Here is an 18,433-nt window from a genome sequence, read left to right on the forward strand (position 1 = left end):
CCAAGTTACTGAGCGGTAATATAGCGGCCATGCACCTGATACTGCGCACCATCCTCATCCTGTTCCGTGCCCGCCGCCGCGCCAAGCTCGGTTTCTTCGACACCTCCTCGGTGCCCATGACGGTGCTGGTGACCGACATCGACTTTGCGAAGCACCTGAACAACGGGATGTACCTCTCGCTGATGGACCTGGGCCGTTTCGACCTGCTGGTCCGCAGCGGCATGTGGGACCTGATGAAAAAGCGCGGCTGGGGACCGGTGGTCAACAACGAGACGATCAGCTTCCGCAAGTCCCTGCAGCTGCACCAGAAGTACAGTATCGAAACCAAAATCATCGGCTTTGACGACAAAGCCGTGTACCTGGAGCAGCGGATGGTGGCCGACGGCGAGATCTATGCGAGCGCCGTCATCGGCACCCGCTTCGTTTCCAAGCAGGGGCCGGTCAGCAACGCGGAGATTTTCGAAGCCGTGAACGCCGTCCCCCCGGCAGACATGGAACTGCCGGAATGGATCACGGAGTGGCGAGCTGCCGTGGCGCTGCCGAGCACCCGCCGTCCCGCCCCGCACACCTGGGCCTAGGCAGCGTCACCGCACTGCGCCGTCACACCGCCCGGGGGCTCGGAACCGTTGACACCCCCGGGCGCCGGGCCGAACCTTGAATGAGCAAGGGTGGCCTAGGGACAGGGATGCTCGTGAAGCTGACGGTCAATACTTTCCTGACCCTGAACGGCGTGATGCAGGCGCCGGGCAGCGTGGAGGAGGACCCCTCCGGCGGTTTCACCGGGGGCGGCTGGCTGACCCCGCATGCCGATCCGGACCTGGAGCAGATTGTGTCGGAATGGTACGGCATGGCGGATGCCCTGCTGCTGGGACGGCATACGTACGACATGATGCAGCCGTATTGGGAGGAAGCCAACGACCCCGGGGACTTCATTGCCCGGGCCCTCAACGGACTGCCGAAGTACCTGGTCTCCACGACGATGCCCCCCGTGCCCTGGCACAATACCCATTTGCTCCACGGGGAGCTGGTGTCCAGCGTGGAACGGGTGAAGTCGCTGCCCGGCGGCGAAGTGCAGGTGCACGGCAGTTACCAGCTGGTTCAGGCGCTGGCTGCGGCGGGGCTTGTGGATGCGTACCGGCTGCTGATTTTTCCGGTGGTGGTGGGCCGGGGCAAGCGCCTCTTCGAAGACATCCGGGAGGCTGCCTCGTACAGCATCTCCCGGCCGCAGACCACCCGGGCCGGAGCTATCTCGGTGACGCTGCATCCGAAGGTGCTGCCGGCCGGGCCGGTTTCCGACGCCGGATCTGAATTCTCTCTCTGAAGGCGTCTCAGCCACCTCCGCCGGGAAAAAAGTTTCCGCCCTGCGATAAAGTGTGGGCAAAGCGTCGGGGAGGGGCAAGGATGGCTGAGCGGGCCGCGGGATCCGGCGTGCAGTCGGTGGAACGGGTTTTTGAACTGCTGGAACGGATTGCCGACGCAGGCGGTGCGGTCACGCTAAGTGAACTGGCTGCCTCAGCCGAGCTTCCCCTGCCGACCATCCACCGGCTGCTCCGCACGCTGGTTGGCCTGGGATATGCGCGGCAGCTGCCCAACCGGCGCTATGCCCTTGGCCCGAAGCTCATCCGCCTCGGAGAAGGCGCCAATCAGCAGTTGGGTGCGTTGGCGATGCCCCAGCTCAAAAGCCTCGCGGACGAGCTGGGCGAGACCTCCAACATGGCGGTGCTCGACGCCGACATGGTGGTTTACATAGCCCAGGTACCGTCCCGGCACTCCATGCGGATGTTTACCGAAGTGGGGCGCCGGGTGCATACCCATGACACCGGCGTCGGCAAGGCCATCCTGGCGCAGCTGCCGGATGAGCAGGTCCGCGGCATTGTGGGCCGGGCCGGGATGCCCACCCCCACCGGGCGGAGCCTGGGCAGCACCGAGGCCCTCCTGGCGGATCTGGGCGGGATCCGGGAACGCGGGTACTCCGTGGACGAGCAGGAACAGGAACTCGGGGTGCGCTGCTTCGCCATGGCCGTCCCGAACGCACCCACGCCTGCCGCCGTCTCCGTCTCCGGACCTATCTCACGCGTGGATGAGGCGTTTGCGGAGCGTGCGGTGCCTCTGCTGCGTGCGGCCGTGGAGGAGATCTCCGCCGAGTTGAACCGCTAGGGCCGTCCTGCGGGGTTGGTTCCCGGGCACGGAAAAGGGCAGGTACCGCGGCTGCGGTACCTGCCCTTTCAGCAGTGATGCGATGTGATGTAGTAGTGCGGTGGTGCCTTAGCGCTGGGTTCCGCGGCGGGTGCCGGCAATCAGCATGCCGATCGGTACCAGCAGCAGGAGCAGCGGGATCAGTACGGCCAGGATCTTCGGGGACGTCATGATCTCCCCCGGAGTCAGGGCCGTGGTGCTGGCCCGCATGGTGTCGGCACCTTCGGAGATCTTGCCGTTGCCGTCAGCCAGGGTCTTGCTGCCTTCGGCCAGCTCGCCGTTGCCGTCGGCCAGTTCAGTAGCGCCTTCCTTCAGGTCCTTGGTTCCGGTGGTGAGGGTCTTGCCGCCGTCGTTGAGCTTGACCATGCCCTCGTCCAGGGACTTGGTGCCCGTGACCAGGCGGCCGGTGCCTTCGGAGAGGCTGATGGTGCCGTCGTAGATCTTGTAGTTGCCGTCGGCCAGCGTGTATGCGCCGGTCTCCAGGGTGGTCAGGCCGGTGGCCAGGCTGCCGGCACCGGCAGCAAGCTTGCCGTTACCTTCGGCCAGCGTGTATGCGCCGCCCTCCAGGGTGCCGAGGCCGGTGGTGAGGCTGCCCGCACCAACGGCGAGCTTGCCGTTGCCCTCGGCGAGAGTGGACGCCCCGGTGTTCAGCGTGTTCAGCCCGGTGGCGAGACTGCCTGCGCCGACGGCGAGCTTGCCGTTGCCGGCCGCGAGATCCTTGGACCCGGCTTCGAGTTCACCCAGTCCCGAGGCGAGTGCCCCTGCCCCGTCGGCGAGTGCGGCGTTGCCTTCGGACAGGGCCGCTGAGCCCTGCTTCAAGGTCTCCAGGCCCTTGTCGAGCTTCGTGGCGCCGGCAGAAAGCGTGCCGGCCCCGGCGTAGAGCTGTTCGATGCCATCGGCGGCGGAGGCGGCACCGGCGGCCAGGGCCGGTGCCGCAGCCTCGTTATTGAGCTGGGCGAGACCGTTGGACACGGCGCCGGCACCGTAAATAAGTCCGGGTGCTTCTGCGGTTCCGTTGCCCTGCAGGCCAATGTCGATCCCGGCAACCAGGCGTTCCAGACCCTCGAGCTTGGCAGCAGCCAAGCGCAGACGGTCGGCCTTTTCCTGGCCAATCAGCAGTTGAAGCTGATCAGCAGCGGCTTCGAGCTCAGCAGCGCCTGCGGACTCACCGGTCGGGCCGTAGGGGACGAGGTCCGCCTTGATCTGGCTGGCCACTGATTCGCTCTGGCCCTCCTGCACGCCGTTGATGCCCGCGTTGATCTGCAGCACCCCGCCGTTGACGGCCGCTGCGCCCGGAGCGGCCTGGGCGATGCCGCCCGCAACCTGCTGTGCGCCGCCGGCCAGGCCGGGCGCACCGTCGGCGAGGGGCTTCATTTTCGTGTAAAGGTCATTGGCTCCGGCCGCAAGGGCGGCTGAACCGTCCTTGGCGTCCGCGGCGCCGGCGGCCACTTGCTTGGCTCCATCGGATGCACTCTTGGCGCCGGTGGAGAGTTGCTTGGCGCCCGCGTTGGCGTCCTTATTCCCGGCGGCAACCTTGTTCGCGCCCTCCGCCGCGCTCTTGGCGCCGGTGGAGAGTTCCGTGGCACCGTTGTTGGCGGTGGTGGCTCCGGCGGCGAGCTTGCCTGCGCCGTCGGCCGCGCTCTTGGCACCGGCCGTGAGTTCCTTCGCGCCGTTGTTGGCGGTGGTGGCTCCGGCGGCCAGCTTGCCTGCACCCTCGGAGGCGCTGTTGGCGCCGGTGAGCAGCTGGACTGCGCCGCTGTTGGCGGTGGAGGCGCCGGCAGCCAGCTTATTGGCACCCTCGTTGGCGGCCTCGGCACCGGTGAGGAGCTTGAGGGCTCCTTCATCCAGGGTGGTGGCCCCGTCCTTCAGGGTGGTGACGCCGGTCTTGGCGGTGGAGATGCCCTTGGTCAGCGTGTTGGCGCCGTCGTCAACCTTCTTGGTTCCGGCAGCGACCTTGTCGGCGCCTGCCTTGGCCTTATCGGCGCCTGCCTGCAGGTCGCCTGCGCCCGTGGACGCGCGCTCGGCGCCGTCGCTGAGCTCCGTTGCTCCGCTGGCAACCTTGCCCGTGAAGAGCACGAAGAAGGCAAGCAAGAGGATGAGGAACAACGCCAAAAGTACGGTTAAAAGTGTATGCGGGCGGCTAGTGGTGCGCCCGGACGTGGAACTCGTCATTGAATATCCTTTTTCTGCTTCTTACTGGGTTGAGACTGACTGCGCGGCAATTCCTACGCCTGAGGGCGTAACCTGCGCCGGGTGCTGTTTGGCCGAATGCGTCACCACATAGAGACGCTGCCCGGCCAATGGGAAGTGTGATGTCTGTTACATCTAAGCTACCCGCGGGTAACAAAGCAATAGTTTTTGGAAATTAGTTACCGGCGAGTAGGTTTGCGCCGGTATTCGCGCGAATGCGTGTCGGCAGGGGGAACACGGCGCACATGGGGCATCGTTATTAGCTGACAGAAATACGTGAGATAAGGGAGTTTGTATGAGCTGGCTGGACCGCGACCGAACCATCGCGCCGCCTGGATTCAATAGGTGGCTGATCCCGCCTGCAGCCCTGGCGGTGCATTTGTGCATCGGGCAGGTGTACGCCACGAGCGTTTACAAGACGGCTCTGGTGGAGTACTTCGATGCAAGCCTCACGCAGATCGGCGTGATTTTCTCGATTGCCATTGTGATGCTCGGGCTCTCCGCAGCAGTCATGGGCACCTGGGTGGACCGCAACGGCCCCCGCAAGGCCATGTTTGTCTCCGCCGTTTTCTGGGCGGGCGGTTTCCTCATCGGTGCCCTGGGCATCTTTACCGGACAGCTTTGGCTGCTGTACCTGGGCTACGGCGTCATCGGCGGCATCGGCCTGGGCATCGGCTACATTTCCCCGGTCTCCACCCTGATGAAGTGGTTCCCGGACCGTCCCGGACTCGCAACCGGAATGGCCATCATGGGCTTCGGCGGCGGCGCGCTGGTCGCCAGCCCGCTGTCCTCAGCCCTTCTGGGCTTCTTCGATCCGGACTCCGGAACCGAAGGCTGGGTAGCCAGCGGCGACGCCGTGGGCAAACTGTTCCTCACCCTGGCACTGGTGTACCTGGTGTACATGCTTTACGGCGCATGGAGCATCCGGGTACCGGCGGCCGATTGGAAGCCCGAAGGGTTTGACCCCACCAAGGTCAAGGCCAAGGCCATGGTCTCCACCAACCATGTTTCGGCGGCCAACGCCATCAAGACCAAGCAGTTCTGGCTGGTCTGGATTGTGCTCTTCTGCAATGTCACCGCGGGAATCGGCATCCTCGAGCAGGCCGCCCCCATGATTCAGGACTTCTTCCGCCAGCCCGACGGCGCCTCCCTGGTCACAGCCGCCGTCGCCGGCGGGTTCGTGGGACTGCTCTCCATCGGCAACATGGGCGGGCGTTTCGTCTGGTCTGCAACGTCGGACCTGGTGGGCCGCAAGCGCATCTACATGATCTACCTCGGCCTCGGTGCCGCCCTGTACATCCTGCTGTCCCTGTTCGGCGGCGGGTCCACGTTCCTGTACGTGGCTTTGGCGTTCATCATCATCTCCTTCTACGGAGGCGGATTCGCTACGGCTCCGGCCTACCTGCGGGACCTCTTCGGCACCTACCAGGTTGGCGCGATCCACGGCCGCCTGCTCACCGCATGGTCGGCCGCCGGCATCGCCGGTCCGCTGATCGTCAACTCGTTCCTGGATTCCAAGGGAACCCCCGGTGAACTCACCGCCGCGGCCTACCAGCCCGCACTGTTGACCATGGTGGGCCTGCTGGTGGTGGGCTTCATCGCCAACCTGCTGGTGACTCCGGTGGCATCCCGCTACCACGAGCCGCAGTCCGCACCGGCTGCCCCCGAGCCGGCCGCTACCCTGAATGGAGAACGCGCATGAGCAAGGCACAGTTGACGGTGGGTTGGGCGCTGGTGGGAGTTCCACTGGCCTACGGGATCTTCCAGACCCTGAGCAAGGCTTCGGCGCTCTTCGGCTAGGCCCGGCTACGGAACACGGGGAGGGACGGGTGATGGTGAGCTGGAGTGATTTTCCTGTCCTCACGAAGGAAGACGACAGCTACACCCACCTGCCCTTCTCCGGCTGGTTCCTGATGACGGGGTGGGCGGCGGGGCCCGAGCATACCCGCCGCCGCCCCGGCACCCTGAATGACATCCTGCCCTCCCGCGAGATCCTCTCCGGCGAGGACGAGGAATGGCTGTATGAAATGGCCAATGACTATCTGGCACTGGCCGGCATTCCGCCGGCCCCGCGCGGATACGTCTGGTTTCTGGCCCGGCCCGCAGGGATTACCTCGGATGAATCCCTGTGGCGGCGGCTGAACGACGCTATTGACGAGCTCGGGGGCCTGCCCCGCCTCGACGGCCCGGCATACGTTACGGGCGCCTATCCGGTCATTGCGGAAGCGGTCCGCCGGCTTTACTGACCGGCTGCCGAATCCCTGCGCCCCCGAGAATCCTTCGCGTCCATGGCCTGGTCCAGAAGCAGGGAACTGAGCGCCGACGCCGCGGCCATCACCCGCCGCGGCCGGGCCACCCCGCGCCGGACCAGCCAGGCTTCGACACGTTCGTCCAGCACCAGTGTGAGTGCCAGGACTCCGCTGGCGGTTGCGCCCACCATGGCAGCGACAACAGCCGGACCGGCGAGCCTCATCCGCGGGCCGGTCCCGCTGCCTGCCGTTTCCCTCCCTCTTTGGGCACCGGCCCGGACGGCCAGGGCGCCGAGGATGCCGAGGGCTGCTCCCGGGACCAGCACAAAGCTACGGCGTGTCCGCGGAGACCAGTCCGCCGGACGCTGCAGGGTGAACAGCCCCGAGGAAGCAGCAAGGGCAAGCGAAAGCGGAAGATTCTTCATGGCCCACACGCTACCCGCCGCCCGGAGGGCTGTGGAACTTAGGTGGCGGGTGCAACGCTTAGGGGGCAATGTCCGTCCACCCGTGCCGTGGATCCCCCGCCGGTGCGGAGAGCAGGAGCATGCCATGAAGGCCCTTCAATACCGCGCAATCGGCCAGCCGCCCGAAGTGGTGGAAATCGATACCCCGGAACCCGGCCCCGGACAGGTCCGGCTCAAGGTCACCGCCGCCGGCGTCTGCCACTCGGATGAATACATCATGAGCCTGCCGCAGAGTGAATACATTTACGGCCTTCCCCTGACCTTGGGGCACGAAGGTGCCGGCGTGGTGGACCGGATCGGCGACGGGGTGCAGAACATCGAACTCGGTACCTCCATGGCGGTCTACGGACCCTGGGGCTGCGGCATGTGTTACGAGTGCGCCAGCGGCAAGGAAAACTACTGCCGGAACGCCGCGAAGCTCGGCATCGCCCCGCCGGGCCTGGGTGCCCCCGGCGCCATGGCGGAATACCTGATTGTGGACAGCCCGCGGCATCTGATCCCCCTGGGGGACCTGGATCCGGTGCAGAACGTATCCCTGACGGACGCCGGCCTCACCCCGTACCACGCGATCAAGGGTTCCCTGGAGAAACTGCCTTCCGGTGCCACGGCGGTAGTGATCGGTGTGGGCGGCCTCGGCCACGTGGCGGTGCAGATCCTGCGGGCCATGACGGCGGCCACCGTGGTGGCGCTGGACATTGACGAAGCCAAGCTGAACCTGGCCACCGACGTCGGAGCGCACTATACCTTCCCCTCCGAGCCCGGAGCGGTGGATATGGTCCGGGATTTGACCGGCGGCCGGGGCGTGGACGCGGTCTTCGATTTCGTCACCAACCAGGCCACCCTGGACCTGGGCCAGGCAATGGTGGCGGCGCAGGGAGACCAGGTCCTGGTGGGCGTCGGATCCGGCACCTTGCCGGTGGGCATGGCTGCAACCACGGCTTGGGAAGCGTCCATCCGGGCGCCGTACTGGGGATCCCGGTCGGAATTGTTCGAGGTGCTGGACCTCGCCCGCAGCGAGGGTATCAATGTCCATACCGAGACCTTCACCTTGGATGATGCGCCGGCGGCCTACGAGAAGCTGAAAAACAACCAGCTGATCGGCCGCGCCGTCGTTGTGCCGTAACCCCGGGGAAGGCCCTACAAGGGTGCCGGAGCCAGCCCGGCGAACCCGGCGGCGGCACGCAGCAGCTGTGGCACCCCGGCCTCCAACGACGGGCCGAAGACCAGGTCATGGGGCCGTTCACCCTTGAGCCAGCGGGTGTAGATGGCCTCGCAGAAGATGGACGCCTTCCACAGCGCCAGCGCCTGGTACCAGGGCAGCGCATCCAGGTTCAGGTCCATCCGCTGCCGGTACGCCTCGATGACGTCGGCCCGGGTGTAATACCCGGGGTGCCGGGTCACGCCGGTTAGCTCCAGGGGCGTGGAGGCACTGCCGGGTTCCGAATAGGTGGCGGTGAGATAGCCCAGGTCCGCCAGAGGATCGCCGACGGCGGACATTTCCCAGTCCAGGACGGCAATGACACGCGCGGGGGACTGGGGGGCGAACATCAGGTTTCCCGGCCGGTAATCACCGTGCAGCACCGCCGCGGCAGAGCTCTCGGGCACGTTGTCCGCGAGCCAGCTGCCGATCCGGGCCACCTCGGGCAGGCTGCGCGTGGTGTTGACGTCCCACAGTCCGGAGAACCGGGCCACCTGGCGCTGCAGGTAGCCCTCCGGTCTGCCGAAGGAGGCGAGGTCCCCGCTGCTCACGTCCACGGAATGGATGCGCACCAGGGCGTCCACGACGGCGGCACTGGTGGCCCTGCGCTCCTCCATGGAGGACAGGTTGGGCGGAATGGTGTTGGTGATGACCAGGCCGTCCAGGTAAGCCATCACGTAGAACGGCACTCCCAGCACGGACTCGTCCTCGCAGATGGCCAGGATTTCCGGCACCGGCACCCCCTGTCCGCGCAGCAGCTGCTGGATCCGTGCCTCGCGGACCATGTCATGCGTGGAGCGCGGCAGCGGCGGGCGCGGGCCGCGGCGCAGCACAAAGTCCTCGGCCCCGCGCCGGATCCGGTAGGTGATGTTGGACTGCCCGTCCCCGATGGAGGTCCAGGACAGCGGCCCTGAGCCGAGTCCGTGCTTGTCGAAAAACGCCGTGACCTCGTCCAGGATCAGCAGCGGGGGAGAGGCCAGTGCTTCGGCATCGGACCGGGTGGCTACAACTTCGGTGCCGTCAGGGCTGGTGTGCATGGGGTTCAGGCTTTCGCGTCGGCTGGGAAGGCGGCGGCATCGATCGGAGCGGAAACGTCGGCAAGGTCCGGAGCGCCGTGCTCCGCCTCGCGGCGGCGCCGGGCGGAGGCGCGGCGGGCAATGGCCCATTTGTGCGTCTCGTTGGAACCGTCATAGATGCGGAAGGCGCGGACCTCGTTGAGGTAGGCGGCCAGCGGCAGCCGGTCGGTCACGCCGTCGCCGCCGCACAGCTGCAGGCTGCGGTCGATCACCCGGTACACGGCTTCGGAGGTGTGGGTTTTGGCTACCGAGGACAGGGCCGAGCCGGCCTTCGCGTCGGTTTCCAGCAGGGCCGCGGTTTTGGTGATGATGGCGTCCGAGGTTTCAATGTCGATCACGGACTGGGCAATCATTTCCTGCGCCAGGCCGAGCTCGTTCATTACGGAACCGAAGATCTCCCGCCGGTTGGTGCGGTCCAGGGCAATGTCCAGGGACCGCCGCGCCAGGCCCAGCCAGCGCATGCAGTGGGTCAGCCGGGCCGGGCCCAGCCGCACCTGCGCGTAGCGGAACCCTTCGCCCGGTGTGCCCAGCACGGCGTCGTCGGGCACAAATACGTCCTCGAAGTGCACGTGCGGATGTCCGCCGCCGATGGCGCGGTCCATGGTGTGCAGCTGCTCGCCGATCCGCACGCCGGGGGTATCCATGTCCACCAGCAGCATGGTGGCTCCGGCGGGCGCGCCGTCCACGGCGTCGGTGCGCACCATGGCGATGCAGAACGCCGCGTTGTTGGCTCCGCTGGTGAAGCGTTTATGCCCGTTGATCCGCCAGCCGCCGTCCACCTTCTCCGCACGCGAGGCCAGTGCGGCCGGATCGGAGCCGGCACCGGGATGCGGTTCGGTCATGCCGAAGCAGGAACGCGCCTCCCCGGCAACCAGCGGAACCAGGTAGCGGCGTTTCTGCTCTTCGCTGCCGATCAGGTGCAGCATATGCATGTTCCCCTCGTCCGGCGCCATGCAGTTCAGCGCCGAGGGGCCGATCAGCGAGTATCCAGCCTCCTGGAAGATGGGGGACCAGTACTGCAGGGGCACGCCCTGCCCGCCGTATTCCTTCGGCGCGTGCGGAGCGTAGACTCCGGCCGCCTTGGCGGCGGAGCGCAGCTCCGCCAGCAGCTCCTCGGGAACGACGGCGCCCGGCCGCGGTTCCGCGGGCATCACCGTACCCCGGATGAATTCACGGGTGCGCAGGCGCAGGTCTTCGATGTCCGGTGGGAGTGCGGTGCTCATGGGCAGTCCTTAGGGGAGGCGGTGGAGACGGTCAGGCCGCGCCGCCGGCCACGAGCAGGCCGCCGTCGAGGTTGAGGATCTGCCCGGTGACCCAGGCGGCGTCGTCGGAGGCAAGGAAGGCTGCTGCCCCGGCAATATCCTCCGGAGTACCGAGCCGCTTCAGCGGGTAGGCGGAGCTCACCTTCTCCTCGCGGCCCTCGTACAGGGCGCGGGCAAACTGCGTCTTGACGACGGCGGGCGCCAGCGCGTTCACGCGGACGGAGGGAGCAAGTTCAACGGCGAGGGTCCGGGTGAGCTGTTCAACCGCTGCCTTGCTGATGCCGTAGAAGCCGATGCCGTGGGCCGGAGTCTGGGCCGAGACCGACGAGAGGTTCAGCACCGAGCCGCCGCGCCCCCGGAAATCCAGTGCCTCATGGGCGCAGACGGCGGAAACCCAGGCGAGCGTGCCGAGCACATTGACGTCCAGGATCCGGCGGGCGGCCTCCGGATCCAGATCGCTCAGCGGACCGTAGACGGGGTTGATGCCGGCATTGTTCACGAGGATGTCCAAGCGGCCCCAGGTTTCAGCCACCGTGTCCAGCACCTCGGCGCGGTGGTCCGGATCATCCGATTTGCCGGCCAGGAACAGCACGGAGCCTTCCGGGAACTCGGCGGCGGCTTCCTTCAGCGGACCGATGTTGCGGGCCGTGATGCAGACCTTCGCCCCTTCGGCGGCCAGGCGGCGGGCAATGGCCAGTCCGATGCCGCGGCTGGCGCCGGTAACGACGGCGGTTTTACCGTCAAGCCGCGGTCTGCCGGCAAACTGCCGGGGCGTCTGTTCCGTCATGTGCTCCGCCAACTTCCACTTGCAGGGGCTACCGAGCGACCGCTCGGTACGGTTAGTCTGGTGCAGGTCCCGGAAAGTGTCAAGGATCACATCCGGGTATTCGACCGTTGAGGGGACGTCCATGACCGCATCCCGTACGCAGTTCGACTGGCGGGACTTCTCCGTTCCCGCCCTCCCGCCGCTGCTGCGTGCCGCGATGGACTGCTTTGTGGAGCACGGATACCACGGCACGGCCATCCGGACCGTGGCCGGCCGCGCGGGTCTGTCGGTGCCCGGCCTCTATCACCACTACCCCTCCAAACAGGCGCTGCTGGTGGGGATAGCGGAATCCGCGATGGCCGATCTCCATGCGCGAAGCACCGCAGCCCTGGCCGAGGCCGGCGACGACGTCGAGGATCGGTTCGCCCTGCTGGTCGAATGCCTCGTCCTGGTCCACGCCTACCGGTGGGAGCACGCCTTCATTGCGGCCAGCGAGATCCGGAGCCTGGATGCTCCCGCCCGGGCCGGACACATTGCCGCCCGCGACCGGCAGCAGAAACTGCTCGACGACGTCGTGGCCGAAGGGGCGCGGCTGGGCCGCTTCGGCACCGCCCATCCCAAGGACGCGAGCCGGGCGGTGACCACCATGTGCACCGGCGTAGCCCAGTGGTACCGCACCGGTGGACCGCTCAGCCCCGAGGAGCTGGCGGTCCGCTACGTGCAGATCTGCCGGGGCGCGGTGGGTGCGCCTTAACCGCTACCGGTACCGGCGGTGCAGGTTCTCCTTCGGAACAGACCCGGGAGCGGTTTCGGAAATCCACGGTCCGGTCCCCTCGGACGCATCCAGCACCCCGTTTTCCTGCCAGGTGTAGCGTCCGTCCAGGATGCCCTTGGAAAGCTTCCGGTCGGAGTCATCCGAGTTACGCCACAGGCCCTCGAACAGCGACTCGATTCGGACCCGGGACTCCCGGCTGAAGGCGTCCGCGAGCTCAAACGCCCCGGCACCCTCCGCGGGATCCTCCCGCCGGATGTTCGCTGCCCGCAGGCATGAGGCCGAGATCGCGAAGATCTCCGCACCGATGTCCACAATCCGGCCCAGGAAGACCTGGTGGTGTTCCAGCCCTGCCTGCCAGCGGGCCATCCCGAGAAAGGTGGAGCGGGCCAGCCGGCGGGAGGCCCGCTCGGCGTAGCGCAGATGCCGGGCGAGGACGCCGAACTCGGCATAGGACGTAGGCATGTTTCCCTTGCCGGCGGCGAGCGTGGGCAGCCATTTGCCGTAAAAACCGCTGGCCTTCAGTGCGGCACGGGCTTTGGCCCCCGCCGGGGCGTCCGCAACCGCCAGGTCTCCGGCCGCAGACAAATGTGCGTCCACTGCCTCGCGGGCAATGAACAGGTGCATGATCTCGGTGGATCCCTCGAAGACCCGGTTGATGCGCAGGTCCCGCAGCTGCTGCTCGGCCGGGACGGCGCGTTCGCCGCGGGCCGCGAGGGAATCCGCCGTTTCGAAGCCCCGTCCGCCGCGCACCTGCACCAGTTCGTCGGCAACGTTGTAGGCCATCTCGCTGGCCCAGAGCTTGGCCAGGGCGGCCTCGATGCGGATGTCCTTGGTGCCGGCGTCGGCCAGTTGGGCCGAGAGCTCGAAGACCGCCTCGAGCGCGAAGCTCGTGGCCCCGATGTAGGCGAGCTTCTTCGCCACTGCCTCATGCCTGCCGATCGGCCGGCCCCACTGTTCGCGGGCGCCCGCCCAGCCGCGGGCGATCTTCAGCGACCATTTGCCGGCCGCCGCGCACATGGCCGGGATGGACAGGCGGCCGGTGTTCAGTGTGGTGAGGGCGATCTTCAGGCCCTGGCCCTCCCGGCCCAGCCGGTTGGCTGCGGGCACGCGGACGCTGGTGAACCGGGTGACACCGTTCTCTATGCCGCGCAGGCCCATGAAGTTGTTCCGGTTCTCCACCGAGATGCCGGGGGAATCCATTTCCACCACAAACGCGCTGATGCCGCCCTTGGAGTCGCCGTGCGGCGGCACGGCGGCCATCACCACCACGAGTTCGGCAATCACTCCGTTGGTGGTCCAGAGTTTCACGCCGTCAATCACATATTCGCTGCCGTCCTCGGAGGGAATGGCCGTGGTGCGCAGCCGTGCCGGGTCGGATCCGACGTCGGGCTCGGTGAGCAGGAAGGCGGTCACCGCCCCGGCGGCGCAGCGCGGCAGGTACTCCTCTTTCTGTGCGTCGTTGCCGAAGACCTTCACCGGCTCCGGGACGCCGATGGACTGGTGGGCGGAGACCAGTGCGCCGAGGCTGGGGTGGACGGAGCCCAGGATCATCAGGGCGCGGCCGTAGCTCAGCAGGGACAGCCCGAGGCCGCCGTACTGCCGGGGAATCTTGATGCCGAAGACACCCAGGTCCGCGAGCCCGCGCAGGTTCTCATCCGGAATCACGCCGGTGCGTTCGATTCCCCGGCCGTCGATGGTCCGGCAGTAATCCGTCAGTACCTCCAGGAACAGCCGGGCACGGGCATCTTCGTCAGGATCCGCCGGAGGCAGGGAGCCCACCAGGTCCAGGTTGTAGTTGCCCAAGTAGATGCCCTTGGCGAAACTCGGACGGGATTCCGCGGTGTCTCGGGCGGCTTCGGTGGCGTTGCGTGCGTCCTGCTCAGTGACCACGCGTTCCTTGATTCTGCGGGCGCTTCTGTTCCGGCTGGCGTCCGAAATGTCAGTGGTGCTCATGGGATTTCTCCTCCGTCACGGCCGGGCTGCCCGGTGCCGGTGCCGGCATCGGCGCAGCAGCCCCGGCTCACTGTGGGGACCATGCTACGCGTCAGTAGGTAGGGGTAAAGGGGGTTCGGTGGCTAATGTTGGCGGCAGGCTGCAATGTCGGAGGGAACCGCCTGGAACGGGCGGGAAACGGCAGCGGCACAACCTGAGGGAGAACAACATGGCATGGGTGGAGACGGAACGCGCTGAACTGGTCCGGACGCTGCGGGAGGCGGATCCGCTGGCACCGACGCTGTGTGAAGGCTGGGATGTGCGCCGGCTGCTGGCCCACCTGGTGCTCCGTGAACACGCGCCCTGGAAGATTGCGGCCGATGCTGTGCGCCGGCCGAAACCAGGGCAGGAAGTGCACCTGGGTGCCGAGGCTGCCGCCGCGGGCACGCCGGAGGGGTATGCGGCCCTGGTGGACCGGTTCGCCGCCGGGCCCGGCCGGTTCTCGCCCTACCGGCTGGATGCGGCAAACCTGGTGGAATACGTCATCCATCATGAGGACATCCGCCGCGGGGACGGCATGGCTGCACCCCGGGAACTCCCCGCCGGACAGCAGCAGGCCCTGTGGAAGCAGCTGGGCCTGATGGCGCGGATGGGATACCGCACCAGCCCCGTGGGAGTGGAACTGGCGCTGCCCGGTTCCGGCCGGCGCCGCGTGAAGAACGGTGCGTCCTCGGTGCTGGTTTCCGGAGACGTGGTGGACCTTGCCCTGCACTCCATGGGCCGGCGTGCGGCGGCCAATGTGAGCATCGAAGGCGGGGGCGAGGCGGTCCGGATGTTCAGGCAGTGGGCAGCCCGCTAATATTGCCCGGCTTGACAAGCACCCCCTCTATGCGGCTGAAATAGTAAGCACACTGATTGTTTCAGCGGAGCAGAACCGCCTACCAATGACGTATCAGGGAAGCAGGAAGATGCAGAACGAGGGGGACTGGGAACCCGTGCGGCTGCTCTCAACGGCTGCACGACTGGTAAGACGGGAAGTAGATAACTCACTGCGGGCCGTGGGGTTGACCCAGGAGCGCGTGACGGTGCTGAGGGTGCTTCTGGCAGACGGACCCATGCGGCGTGCGGAACTGGCGAGACGCCTGCGCGTCACCGCGCAGACCCTGGGCACGGCCTTGGCGAGCATGGCGGGGCAGGGCCTTGTGGAGGAGGTGCCGGCCGGCACAGTGGGGCGGTCCGGACGATGGATGGCGATCTCCGAGCGCGGGCAGAAGCTGCTCGCTGATGCCGAGAACCTCGAGCAGGACCAGTCCACGGCCGGAATCGGTCCGGAGCTGCGCCTTGAGCTGATGACACTCATCCGCGGACTCGAACACGGCAGGCCGCCGTCCCCCGGAATGCCCTCTGGAACCGGTATGGCTGACGGATCCCGGCTGGCGGCGCCGGCCGACCCGCCGGGGTAACGTGTTGACCAGGAGTAATTCGTACCTGGCCACGGGCCGGAGGAAGGAAGGGCATGAGCGAGGGTATCCGCGTTGCCGGTGTCGACGAGATAGAGGAGGGCGAAGCCCTCACGGTGGACGCCGAAGCGGCTGGTACCGCGGATGATATTGCCGTGTTCCACAGCGACAACGGACGCTTTTATGCACTGAATGACACCTGCACCCATGAGGATGCCTCCCTGGCCGACGGATGGATCGAGGGCGACGAAGTGGAGTGCCCCGTCCATTCCGCACGGTTCTGCCTGCGTACCGGTGCTGCCCTGTGCCTGCCGGCCCTCACCAATACGAAGGCCCACCGGGTCGAGGTGCGCGACGGAGCCGTTTGGCTGTACCCCAACGTGAGTCCGCTCGACGCCTGATGGGTGCTGCCCCCGCGTCAATCGCCGTGGCGGGCGGCGGAATCTCCGGGTTCAGTGCCGTCCGCGAACTCCGCCGGCAGGGTTATACCGGAACCCTGCACCTTGTGGATGCTGCAGGCCTGCCCTACGACCGGCCTCCGCTGAGTAAGGCGTTCCTTGCCGGCACCCTGGACCGTCCCGCCCTGCAGCTCGCCCCCGCCCGGTGGTACGAGGACAACGGCACCTCGGTTATCGCCGACACCGTGGACACCCTTGAGCCCGGCAACGGGATGGGCCCACCCGTCCTTACCCTCGGCTCGGGCAGGGAACTTGCCGCCGACGTCGTCCTGCTCGCGACCGGCGCCCGTGCCCGCCGGCTGCCGCTGCCCGGAATGGACCTGCCCCGCGTCTTTACGCTGCGCAGCGCCGGCGACGCCGAACTGCTGCGGGAACAGCTGGCACCCGGTGCGCACCTGGTGATCCTGGGCGCAGGGTTGATCGGCGCCGAAGTGGCTGGAACGGCACGTGCCCTGGGCGCGGCCGTCACGCTGGTGGATCCCGCCGAGCTGCCGTCCGCGCAGGCCGTAGGCCCGGAAATGGCCCACTACCTGCAGGGGCTCCACGCCGCGCACGGGACAACCTGCGTGCGCGGCACCGCTGCGGCGATCACCCCGGACGGGGCGGGTGTGACTGTGGAGCTGGCGGACGGCGGCAGGCTGCGGGCCACGGCCGTGCTGGTTGCGGCGGGCAGCGAACCCGAGACGGCACTTGCCGAAGCGGCAGGACTCGCCGTGGACGGCGGCGTGCTGGTGGACGGATCAGGGCAGACCTCCCATCCGCGCATTTTCGCCGCCGGTGATTCCTCCAGGCACCGGAATCCCGACGGCAGGCCGGGGCGCCGCTTCGAACATTGGGATGCCGCCCGCCGGACGGGCGAGGCGGCCGCCGCCGGGATGCTCGGCATCGATCCTCCGGCCGGGGCGGTGGACTGGTTCTGGTCCGACCGCTACGGCGTGCACCTGGAGGTGGCCGGCAGTATGGCGGCCCCGGGACAGAGCGTCCTCCGGGGCGGACCCGGTCCCGGGTTCACCGCCTTCCGGCTCGGTCCGGACGGGACGCTGGCGGGCGTGGCCGCCGTCGACGGCGGAACGGCCGTGCGTGCGGGGCGGAAGCTGATTGAAACCGGTCGTCTCCTCGACCCGGCGCAGCTGGCCGATCCCGCCGTTGACCTGCGCCGGCTGGCCCGCGGAAAGGCCTGAAGGACCGGTCCGGACCGATTAGGCAAGGTTAATGTTGCGTAATTGGCCGGGTCGTGGGTTAACCTAGCTTCTGGGGGGTCCGTTTCGTTCGTTATTTATATCCAAGGAGCCCACTATGGCCCTGTCCCGGATGCGCCGCGCTGCCGCGGCGGCCGCCGTCGCCGTCCTGTCCCTCTCCGCCTGCTCCACCGGCGCAACGGGTGAAAACCAGGCCTCCGGCACCGCCGCGGAAGACCAGTTCCCCGTCACCATTGAACACGCCTTCGGCGAGACCACCATCGAAGAGGCTCCCGAGCGGGTTGCCGCCGTGGCCTGGGCCAACGCCGAAACGGCGCTGGCGCTGGACGTGGTTCCGGTGGGCATGCCGCTGATCGAGTTCGGCGGCAATGACCACGGCACCACCCCCTGGATTGACGAAGCGCTGGATGGCCTGGACGCGTCCATCGGCACGGAAAACGCACCGGTGCAGTATTCCGAAGCCGACGGCATTGCCTTTGACGACGTCGCCGCCACCGATCCCGACGTCATCATTGCCGCATACTCCGGCCTGTCCCAGGAGGATTACGACAAGCTGAGCAGGATCGCCCCCGTGGTCGCCTACCCCGAGACGGCGTACGGCACCCCCTGGCAGGAGACCACGAGCATGATCGGCAAAGCCCTGGGCAGGAGCGCCGAGGCCGAACAGCTGATCGCCGACACCGAGCACGCCATTGCGGACAAGGCCGCTGAATACCCGCAGCTGGAAGGCAAGTCCTTCATCTACGCCAACCTCGTTCCGGGCGGGGATACCTCGATCTACACCGATCTGGACAGCCGCCCCAGGTTCCTCCAGGCCCTGGGCCTCACCATGGCCCCGGTGGTGGAGGAGAACATCAAGGGCGAGGAGTTCTACATCACGTGGTCGAATGAAAACCTCGACCAGCTGGATTCGGACATCTTCCTCAGCTGGGTGGCCAGCCAAGAGGTTGCGGACAGCCTTGCCTCCGATCCGCTGCTGGGCCAGATTCCCGCCGTGAAGAACGGCAGTTTCGTGGCCGACGCCGATCCGACGCGCACCGTCTCCATCTCAGCCATCAACGCCCTGAGCATTCCCTACGCCCTGGACAATGTGGTGCCGCTGATCGCCGACGCCGCCACGGCTGCCGACAACGCAAAGTAGGATCCGGCTCCTCCGGGTTGCGGGTCGGCCGATTGGACACTACGCCCCGTCGGTTTGCAATCATTTC

At 67.3% G+C, this 18,433-nt stretch carries 19 protein-coding genes; 13 read left to right on the top strand and 6 right to left on the bottom strand.

Translation table 11 applies throughout. The annotated features are described in order from the left end of the window. Positions 1 to 29: 29 nt before the first annotated feature. From GD627_RS02965 to GD627_RS02975, 3 genes are all read left to right on the top strand, one after another. Positions 30 to 578: a thioesterase family protein gene (locus GD627_RS02965; protein WP_146360526.1), complete on the top strand. Its 549-nt coding sequence runs from the start codon at positions 30 to 32 to the stop codon at positions 576 to 578. Between the two features lie 107 nt (positions 579 to 685). Further along, positions 686 to 1,321 (top strand): dihydrofolate reductase family protein, encoded by a 636-nt coding sequence (locus GD627_RS02970; protein ID WP_194265941.1) that lies wholly within the window; start codon positions 686 to 688, stop codon positions 1,319 to 1,321. An 80-nt stretch (positions 1,322 to 1,401) separates the two neighbouring features. Further along, complete coding sequence (locus tag GD627_RS02975; RefSeq protein ID WP_152271288.1) at positions 1,402 to 2,157, top strand: IclR family transcriptional regulator; 756 nt, start codon at positions 1,402 to 1,404, stop codon at positions 2,155 to 2,157. A gap of 108 nt (positions 2,158 to 2,265) precedes the next feature. Here the strand turns inward: GD627_RS02975 and GD627_RS02980 are convergent, their stop codons facing one another. After that, entirely contained in the window at positions 2,266 to 4,368 is a 2,103-nt protein-coding gene (locus GD627_RS02980; RefSeq protein WP_152271289.1) for a YhgE/Pip domain-containing protein, read from the bottom strand. A 313-nt stretch (positions 4,369 to 4,681) separates the two neighbouring features. Here GD627_RS02980 and GD627_RS02985 point away from each other — a divergent pair, with 313 nt between their 5' ends. From GD627_RS02985 to GD627_RS02990, 3 genes are read left to right on the top strand one after another with little or no spacing between them, the layout of a single operon-like run. Beyond that, positions 4,682 to 6,088: an OFA family MFS transporter gene (locus tag GD627_RS02985; RefSeq protein WP_146360535.1), complete on the top strand. Its 1,407-nt coding sequence runs from the start codon at positions 4,682 to 4,684 to the stop codon at positions 6,086 to 6,088. After that, on the top strand, positions 6,085 to 6,186 hold the full coding sequence (locus tag GD627_RS17015; protein WP_194265942.1) for an MFS transporter small subunit: 102 nt from the start codon (positions 6,085 to 6,087) through the stop codon (positions 6,184 to 6,186). Before GD627_RS02985 ends, GD627_RS17015 begins: the two co-directional genes overlap by 4 nt. A gap of 32 nt (positions 6,187 to 6,218) precedes the next feature. Further along, positions 6,219 to 6,632 carry a DUF5956 family protein gene (locus tag GD627_RS02990; protein WP_152271290.1) on the top strand — a complete coding sequence of 138 codons (414 nt, stop codon included), beginning with the start codon at positions 6,219 to 6,221 and terminating at the stop codon, positions 6,630 to 6,632. On the opposite strand, the gene GD627_RS02995 is transcribed toward GD627_RS02990, so the two are convergent. After that, positions 6,626 to 7,060 (bottom strand): hypothetical protein, encoded by a 435-nt coding sequence (locus tag GD627_RS02995; RefSeq protein WP_152271291.1) that lies wholly within the window; start codon positions 7,058 to 7,060, stop codon positions 6,626 to 6,628. The two genes, GD627_RS02990 and GD627_RS02995, sit on opposite strands and share 7 nt — an antisense overlap. A 124-nt stretch (positions 7,061 to 7,184) precedes the next feature. Here GD627_RS02995 and GD627_RS03000 point away from each other — a divergent pair, with 124 nt between their 5' ends. Continuing rightward, complete coding sequence (locus GD627_RS03000; RefSeq protein WP_152271292.1) at positions 7,185 to 8,222, top strand: NAD(P)-dependent alcohol dehydrogenase; 1,038 nt, start codon at positions 7,185 to 7,187, stop codon at positions 8,220 to 8,222. A 14-nt stretch (positions 8,223 to 8,236) separates the two neighbouring features. On the opposite strand, the gene GD627_RS03005 is transcribed toward GD627_RS03000, so the two are convergent. Genes GD627_RS03005 through GD627_RS03015 form a run of 3 tightly spaced genes read right to left on the bottom strand, consistent with a single transcriptional unit; the run spans position 8,237 to position 11,422 of the window. After that, on the bottom strand, positions 8,237 to 9,334 hold the full coding sequence (locus GD627_RS03005; RefSeq protein WP_152271293.1) for a phosphotransferase family protein: 1,098 nt from the start codon (positions 9,332 to 9,334) through the stop codon (positions 8,237 to 8,239). A 5-nt stretch (positions 9,335 to 9,339) separates the two neighbouring features. Beyond that, complete coding sequence (locus tag GD627_RS03010) at positions 9,340 to 10,596, bottom strand: acyl-CoA dehydrogenase family protein (protein ID WP_194265943.1); 1,257 nt, start codon at positions 10,594 to 10,596, stop codon at positions 9,340 to 9,342. 31 nt (positions 10,597 to 10,627) lie between these two features. Continuing rightward, positions 10,628 to 11,422 (bottom strand): SDR family oxidoreductase, encoded by a 795-nt coding sequence (locus tag GD627_RS03015; RefSeq protein ID WP_152271295.1) that lies wholly within the window; start codon positions 11,420 to 11,422, stop codon positions 10,628 to 10,630. Between the two features lie 121 nt (positions 11,423 to 11,543). On the opposite strand from GD627_RS03015, the gene GD627_RS03020 reads away from it, so the two are divergent. After that, positions 11,544 to 12,155 carry a TetR/AcrR family transcriptional regulator gene (locus GD627_RS03020; RefSeq protein ID WP_152271296.1) on the top strand — a complete coding sequence of 204 codons (612 nt, stop codon included), beginning with the start codon at positions 11,544 to 11,546 and terminating at the stop codon, positions 12,153 to 12,155. 3 nt (positions 12,156 to 12,158) lie between these two features. On the opposite strand, the gene GD627_RS03025 is transcribed toward GD627_RS03020, so the two are convergent. Continuing rightward, a complete protein-coding gene (locus GD627_RS03025) occupies positions 12,159 to 14,129 on the bottom strand; it encodes an acyl-CoA dehydrogenase family protein (protein WP_152271297.1) in 1,971 nt (656 codons plus the stop codon). A gap of 208 nt (positions 14,130 to 14,337) precedes the next feature. Here GD627_RS03025 and GD627_RS03030 point away from each other — a divergent pair, with 208 nt between their 5' ends. The 5 genes from GD627_RS03030 (at position 14,338) to GD627_RS03050 (ending at position 18,366) form a co-directional block, all read left to right on the top strand. Further along, entirely contained in the window at positions 14,338 to 14,967 is a 630-nt protein-coding gene (locus GD627_RS03030; RefSeq protein ID WP_194265944.1) for a TIGR03085 family metal-binding protein, read from the top strand. Positions 14,968 to 15,076: 109 nt separating this feature from the next. Continuing rightward, entirely contained in the window at positions 15,077 to 15,571 is a 495-nt protein-coding gene (locus tag GD627_RS03035; protein ID WP_194265945.1) for a MarR family winged helix-turn-helix transcriptional regulator, read from the top strand. 53 nt (positions 15,572 to 15,624) lie between these two features. After that, positions 15,625 to 15,969, top strand: coding sequence for a bifunctional 3-phenylpropionate/cinnamic acid dioxygenase ferredoxin subunit (locus GD627_RS03040; protein WP_146360556.1), 345 nt, complete (start codon positions 15,625 to 15,627; stop codon positions 15,967 to 15,969). Beyond that, positions 15,933 to 17,207, top strand: coding sequence for an NAD(P)/FAD-dependent oxidoreductase (locus GD627_RS03045; RefSeq protein ID WP_210250446.1), 1,275 nt, complete (start codon positions 15,933 to 15,935; stop codon positions 17,205 to 17,207). The genes GD627_RS03040 and GD627_RS03045 overlap by 37 nt, the downstream gene beginning before the upstream one ends. Before the next feature lie 115 nt (positions 17,208 to 17,322). Next, the gene (locus GD627_RS03050; protein WP_152271300.1) at positions 17,323 to 18,366 is read left to right on the top strand and encodes an iron-siderophore ABC transporter substrate-binding protein; all 1,044 of its coding nucleotides are present in this window, start codon (positions 17,323 to 17,325) and stop codon (positions 18,364 to 18,366) included. Positions 18,367 to 18,433: the final 67 nt, after the last annotated feature.

This window comes from Arthrobacter yangruifuii (assembly GCF_009192775.1).
GTDB lineage: Bacteria > Actinomycetota > Actinomycetes > Actinomycetales > Micrococcaceae > Arthrobacter_B > Arthrobacter_B yangruifuii.